General features: G+C 51.2%; 5 protein-coding genes, 1 tRNA gene and 2 pseudogenes. 5 read left to right on the top strand and 3 right to left on the bottom strand.

Going from position 1 to position 6,006, the window contains the following annotated elements:
- Positions 1-69: 69 nt before the first annotated feature.
- Together ACFPVS_RS13370 and ACFPVS_RS13365 are read right to left on the bottom strand one after the other, a co-directional pair.
- Complete coding sequence (locus ACFPVS_RS13370; protein WP_096296031.1) at positions 70-1,017, bottom strand: PDR/VanB family oxidoreductase; 948 nt, start codon at positions 1,015-1,017, stop codon at positions 70-72.
- Positions 1,014-2,078, bottom strand: coding sequence for an aromatic ring-hydroxylating oxygenase subunit alpha (locus ACFPVS_RS13365; protein ID WP_232507458.1), 1,065 nt, complete (start codon positions 2,076-2,078; stop codon positions 1,014-1,016). The genes ACFPVS_RS13370 and ACFPVS_RS13365 overlap by 4 nt, the downstream gene beginning before the upstream one ends.
- A 352-nt stretch (positions 2,079-2,430) precedes the next feature.
- Between ACFPVS_RS13365 and ACFPVS_RS13360 the strand changes: the two are divergent.
- The 5 genes and pseudogenes from ACFPVS_RS13360 to ACFPVS_RS13340 form a co-directional block, all read left to right on the top strand.
- Positions 2,431-2,727 (top strand): annotated as a pseudogene (locus ACFPVS_RS13360) (MFS transporter); the annotation flags it as partial.
- Positions 2,728-2,791: 64 nt separating this feature from the next.
- Positions 2,792-3,760: an MFS transporter gene (locus ACFPVS_RS13355; protein WP_198345299.1), complete on the top strand. Its 969-nt coding sequence runs from the start codon at positions 2,792-2,794 to the stop codon at positions 3,758-3,760.
- A 332-nt stretch (positions 3,761-4,092) separates the two neighbouring features.
- Entirely contained in the window at positions 4,093-4,485 is a 393-nt protein-coding gene (locus tag ACFPVS_RS13350) for an alpha/beta fold hydrolase (protein WP_198345300.1), read from the top strand.
- 131 nt (positions 4,486-4,616) lie between these two features.
- A complete protein-coding gene (locus tag ACFPVS_RS13345) occupies positions 4,617-5,330 on the top strand; it encodes a GntR family transcriptional regulator (RefSeq protein ID WP_096296032.1) in 714 nt (237 codons plus the stop codon).
- Between the two features lie 177 nt (positions 5,331-5,507).
- A tRNA-Val gene (locus tag ACFPVS_RS13340) sits at positions 5,508-5,584 on the top strand.
- Positions 5,585-5,737: 153 nt separating this feature from the next.
- Here ACFPVS_RS13340 and ACFPVS_RS13335 read toward each other — a convergent pair.
- A pseudogene (locus tag ACFPVS_RS13335) lies at positions 5,738-6,006 on the bottom strand (transposase); the annotation flags it as partial.

The raw sequence follows: 6,006 nt of genomic DNA, 5'->3' as shown, positions 1-6,006 counted from the left end.
CAGGCCGTAAGAATGAGTAATCTTTCAGACGGCCTTTTATCATCCAACCACTACTTCAACACAATACGCTCACAAATCCAAAACCAAGCGCTCCGAACGCGCGCGGGAACAACACGGTGTGAAGATTTTGCCTTCGGCGCGTTCTTCTTCAGTGAGGAACTGGTCGCGGTGTAGGGCTTTTCCTTCGATCAGCTTGGTCAGGCAGGTGCCACAAATACCTTCTTCACAAGAAACGGGCACGAAATAGCCTGCTTCTTCCAAGACTTGTGTGATGCTTTTGTCGGCGGGGACATCAATGACTGCACCGTCGCTGGCGATCTGAATTTGAAACGGGCGGTTTGCCGATTCGTCCAAAGGAGCGGCTTGGAATAATTCGCGGTGCAGGTTTTCAGACGGCCAGCCTTTTTCTGAGACCGTCTGAAACACAGCGTCCATAAAACCTAATGGGCCACAGGTGTAAAGATGCAGGCCTTCTGCCGGCGCTTCGACCATGCGTTGCAACAGCTCGGGCGAGGTACGCGGGCTTTGGAACACCAGCTCGACTTTGTCGGCCACGTCGGCCTGTTGCAGGCGTTCGGCAAAAATAGCGTCGGCTTCGTCGCGGCAGAAGTAATACAGCTTCACGTCTATGCTCTGTTGCAACAAGGCATCAAACATGGCCATCAGCGGCGTAATACCGATGCCGCCGGCAAACAGCAAGGCGCGCTGTTGGTTTTCAGCCAAGGGGAACAGGTTGCGCGGTTTGCTAATCTCGATCGTATCGCCAACTTGAATCTGCTCGTGGATGTACTGCGAGCCGCCGCGTGAGGTTTCGTCGCGCAACACAGCGATGCGGTATTGGTTATCCGTCATCGGGTATTGGCAAAGCGAATACTGGCGGACAAGGCCGTTGCCGAGATTCAGGTCGATGTGTGCGCCGGCGGTGTAATCCGGCAGGCTGCCACCTGCTTCGGGCTTCAAGGTTATCAGCTTGACTTTGCTGCCGTAACTGCGCACTTCGGCCACATACACTTTCATGATTCGGCTCCGCTGGTTTGGCCCGCTTGTTCAGCTTGGATTTTTTTGTCGATGATTTTACGCGCTTGCACGCCGCCGGAATCGATGTTCAGCATCAATAAGCGGCGCTCGGGCTGTCCGCTCAGGTTTTGCTGCTGTTTCTCCAGCATTTCCAAATCTTCACTGAAAATCTTGCCTTGGCCTTCACGGATTTGGCGCGTGGTTTCTTCGTCTTGCACATCGAAATGGCGCGCCATACCCCAAGAAATACCAATGCGAGTTATCGGTTTCGGGCGTGATGAAATCGACCACAATGCTGGATACTTTACGCTCTTCCGGCGCATGATAACCGCCGTGCCCTGCTTTGGCCACGCCCACTTCGATGTGCACGTTGCTCGGCAGATGGAAATGGCAGCGCTGCCATCGGTCGACCAATTGCGTTTCGTCCAAACCTTTGGAACGCATACACGATTGCCAGAAAGGCGCGGCGCGTAAATGTTTTCCATATTGCGCTCAAGCGTCACCACATCGCCTTTTACGGTAGTTTTCAGCGGGGTTTCATCGATTTCTTTCTGACCAATACTGCTGGCGTGAACATAGGTTTCATGAGTCAAATCCATCAAGTTATCGATCATCAGCCGGTAATCGGCTTTGATGTGATACAGGCCGCCATACGCCCATTCGTCGCTTTCCGCCCATTCCAAATAAGGCAGCAATGATTCGTCGGCGCTCTCTTTTTCGCCCGCCCAAAACCAGATAAAACCGTATTTTTCAACCACGGCATATGCGCGGATACACGGGAAACCTTGTACTCGCTGCATAGGCATGGCTTGCGGTTTGCCTTTGCAGTCAAGCGCCAAGCCGTGATAGCCGCACACCAAATTGCCGTCGCGCACAAAGCCTAACGACAACGGAGCGCCACGGTGCGGGCAAAAGTCTTCCACAGCGGCAATACCGTCTTTGCCGCGGAACAAAACGATTTTTTCATTGCAGATGGTACGACCCAGCGGCTTATCGCCGACTTCTTCGCTGCGTGCGGCAACATACCAGGCATTGCGGATAAAAGTAGGGGCGGTGGTCATGAGTTGCTCCTTTGTCTCTTGAGTTTTGTGGTTTTTATTGGTTTATGGCAGGCTGTCTGAAATATTCAGACGGCCTGCTGTTTCTCGTTGAGAAAAATTTAATCGACAAGTGCAAGAGCTGTCAACAAAATTGTATCCAAAAAATTTTAGGCTTAACATTTAATTTAAAATTTTAATTTTTAAATTAAATAAAATCATTGACTTAATTTTATCAATATTATTTTAAAAGCAATATCATGAAAAAGTCATTGATTTTTGTATCCAATTTAGCTATTGTTTTTTCATCGGACTCACCGGTGACAAGCCTTTGAATCCGACACAAAAAAACAATATTTTCTTGCGGAGAGAAACCATGAATACCGCAACACTCAAGCAGCAAATCGATCAAAAGCCCATGAATGCTTTTCAATGGTCGGTGGTTACCATCTGCATCTGTCTCAACATCATCGACGGTTTTGATGTCTTGGTGATGGCATTTACCGCCTCGGCGGTTGCCAAAGAATGGGGGCTGTCGGGCTCGGAAATCGGCCTGCTCAGCTCAGGCTTATTCGGCATGGCCGCCGGCTCGCTTACGCTGGCGCCGCAAGCCGACAAATTCGGCCGCAAGCCGGCGATTTTATTGTCGCTGGTGGTGGTATCAGTCGGCATAATCTTAAGCAGCTTCAGCACTTCCGCTTTAGAACTGGGCATTTTGCGCTTTAGAACTGGGCATTTTGCGCTTTATCACCGGCTTAGGTATCGGCGGCATCTTAGCCAGCAGCAACGTGTTAACCAGCGAATTCTCATCTGCCAAATGGCGCAGCCTGACCATCAGCCTGCAATCAGCGGGCTACGGAATCGGCGCAACCGGCGGTGGTTTGGTGTCGATGTATCTAATCAAAACTTACGGCTGGCAATCGGTTTTCCTGTTCGGCGGCCTGCTTTCTACCACCTTCATTTTTGTGGTGTTGCTGCGCCTGCCCGAATCATTGGAATTTCTGCTGTCGCAACAGCCCAAAGCCGCATTAGCCAAAGCGCAAAAACTCACTGCCAAGCTCAGTTTGCCGCGCCTTGAGACTTTACCGCCCAAACCTCAATTGAGCCGACAAGCTCCTTCCGGCTTCGGCAGCCTGTTTGGCGAGGGCAAAACCATGCCGACGCTGATGATTTGGGCGGCGTTTTTCCTGGTAATGTTTGCGTTTTACTGCATTTTGAGTTGGACACCGAAGCTGCTGACCGGTGCGGGCATGACTGCCGAACAAGGCATCAGCGCCGGCATTTGGATGGATATCGGCTCGATGTTCGGCGCAGTATTAATCGGCTTCTTGGGCACACGTTTCAACATCAAAACCGTGCATGCCGTATTCCTGCTGCTCACCGCACTGCTGACGCTTACCTTCGCCCAAAGCCTGTCGCAGCTCACTTTGGCCATGGCCTTGGCGTTTTTTCTCGGCAGCTTTGCCAACGGCTCGGTGGCCGGTTTGTACGCCGTGGCACCGACGCTGTACGAATCTGCCAACCGCGCCCGCGGTGTCGGCACGGCCATCACACTCGGCCGTGCCGGCAGCATTGTATCGCCGATGATTATCGGCATCCTTCTCGATGCCGGTTGGCAGCCGGTGGGCTTGTTTTACCTGAATGCGGTGGTATTTGCCTTGGCAATTTTGGCCGTATTAAAAATAAGAAAACTCAAGCCGGTTTGATATAATTGCGTCTCGCTCAGGCCGTCTGAAAACAGCAAACGAAACAGTTTTATCACCGTTTCGTTTCGGCCTTTCAGACGGCCTATTTAATGGATACTCATCATGAAGAAAAAAATCTATTTATTATGCGGCTTATTGTGTGACGCTACGGTTTGGCAACCCAGCCGCTGCCCTTGCACCCTATTTTGATGTAGAAACGTTCAGCTTTCAGGGCTTTGACAATTTGACTGCGATGGCAGAACACGTTTTGGCGCAGGGTTCGGATTCGTTTATTCTCGCCGGACATTCCATGGGCGCGCGCGGCCTTGGTAAAAGCTGCCGAAGAAAACGGCATGCCATACTTAATTGAGCATTGGCTGATGCCGATGCTGGCCGAAGATCACCGCACGCAGCCTGACATAATGCAGCCGTTGGCGCAGATGGTATTGCGTTTTACCCCTGAAGATTTTGCCAAGCAAATTCATGCGCTGATCCACCGCCCTGATGCGGCTTCGGTATTGTGCGGAATCCGCTGTCCGTTGTTGCTGGGTGTTGGCGAGCTCGACGCGTGGAGCCCGGTCACGCAGCACACCGCCATGCAGGAAATTGCACCGCATGCCGAATTGGCCGTATTCCCGCAAGCCGGCCATATGGCACCTTTTGAAACACCGCAAACCGTCAGCCGAAGCTTGCTGCAATGGCTGCTGCCGGATAATCAGGCCGAGACCTTTACCCCTCGGATTTGAAGTACAGTCCGAAGTTAGAGTAGCACAGACATATTCATTTAGATAAACAAGCTTTCGAGCAGCGTATAACGAAGAAATATGCCAAAAATGGGGATTTTCTACATCTCAGGCCGTCTGAAAAAGGAAATATTATGGAACACAACCATCAGGTTCTGGTGCGTTTGCGTGAGATGATTGCCGATGGCGAACTCAAGCCGGGCGAGCGCATTACCGAGATTCCGACTGCGGAAAAACTCGGCGTGTCGCGCTTGCCGGTGCGCATGGCTTTGCAGATTCTGGAGCAGGAAGGCTTGGTCGAACGCTTGCCCAAACGGGGCTATACTGCCCGTAAAATCACCTCGGCCGATTTTCTGAACGCGTTGGAAGTGCGCGGCACATTGGAAGGTCTGGCGGCACGTCAGGCGGCGGAACACGGTATGCCGTCTGAAACCGTTGCCCTGCTCGAGCAGGGTTTGGCCGAATTGGATGCAGTGTTCGAGCGTGAAGTATTCAGTATTGAAGAAGTGGAAATCTATCAAAAATTCAATGTATTGTTTCACGACGCGGTGATTGAGGCTTCGCAAAATCCGGTGATTCGCATGGCTTTAGCGAAAATTGAAAGCCTGCCGTTTTCATCGATTCAATCGCTGGTCATCGACCGGCGCGAAATGCCGCGCGAGAAAAAACGCCTACTCTACGCCCACTTGCAGCACCACGCTATCCTGCGCGCGGTGTGCAGCCGCCAAAGCGCAAGGGCAGAAGCCTTGATGCGCGAACACGCGCAATCGCCGGTGTTGTTTACCGATTTGCTCAACCGTTTTGAAAACCGCCCGGAATCACTGCATATTGTGCAGGACAATGATTAATGATTTGAGGCCGTCTGAACTGTTCAAACGGTCTGAAACCTTTGCAAAACTCCGGATTTGAGTACAGTTCGAAGTTAGCGCAGCGCATAACGAAAAAATGTGCCGAAGATGGGGATTTTGCAAAGGTCTCGGCCTTGTCAAAATCAGCGGCCACACCTATAATTCACTTTTCATCACAGGCACGTAGCTCAGTTGGTTAGAGCACCACCTTGACATGGTGGGGGTCGTTGGTTCGAATCCGATCGTGCCTACCAGATTGAAACAGCCGTTTCTGAATCGTCGGAAACGGCTGTTTGTTAATGTTGATGAATGATAAATAAGGCCGAGACCTTTGCAAAACCCTGCCCATCACAAAAAAGCTTACTTAGGTTACTAAGCAAGCTTTTTTAACATCAAATATCCCATCATTACCTATAATTCCCTATTTTCGGGCATATTTCCCCCTTTTCACGCAGCAGCAGACACACAAGCCTGTTGGCCGCTTTCGGCAGGTTGATACCAAACCGCCTTCAAATGACTTTGCGCAGCCACCTTCAACAAACCAAAATAATGCCGCACGGTGGTAGCGGAATTTACGGTGCAACGTACCAAAGCTTTGTTCCACCCATAGCGCGTTTTCGACAATTGCTTATTTCTTGCCTTATCGTCCTCTGTTAACGGATGGCCCCGGTGCGCC

The sequence above is a fragment of the Neisseria weixii genome, from assembly GCF_042658245.1.
GTDB classification, from domain to species: Bacteria; Pseudomonadota; Gammaproteobacteria; order Burkholderiales; family Neisseriaceae; genus Neisseria; species Neisseria weixii.
The sequence above is the reverse complement of the archived record's forward strand: the minus strand, read 5'-3'. Positions and strand labels throughout refer to the sequence as shown.

Excerpts from the sequence above, each read along its gene's own strand:
- ACFPVS_RS13365 (WP_232507458.1), bottom strand. The coding sequence starts at position 2,078 with ATGACCACCGCCCCTACTTTTATCCGCAATGCCTGGTATGTTGCCGCA.
- ACFPVS_RS13345 (WP_096296032.1), top strand. The coding sequence starts at position 4,617 with ATGGAACACAACCATCAGGTTCTGGTGCGTTTGCGTGAGATGATTGCC.
- ACFPVS_RS13370 (WP_096296031.1), bottom strand. The coding sequence starts at position 1,017 with ATGAAAGTGTATGTGGCCGAAGTGCGCAGTTACGGCAGCAAAGTCAAG.
- ACFPVS_RS13350 (WP_198345300.1), top strand. The coding sequence starts at position 4,093 with ATGCCATACTTAATTGAGCATTGGCTGATGCCGATGCTGGCCGAAGAT.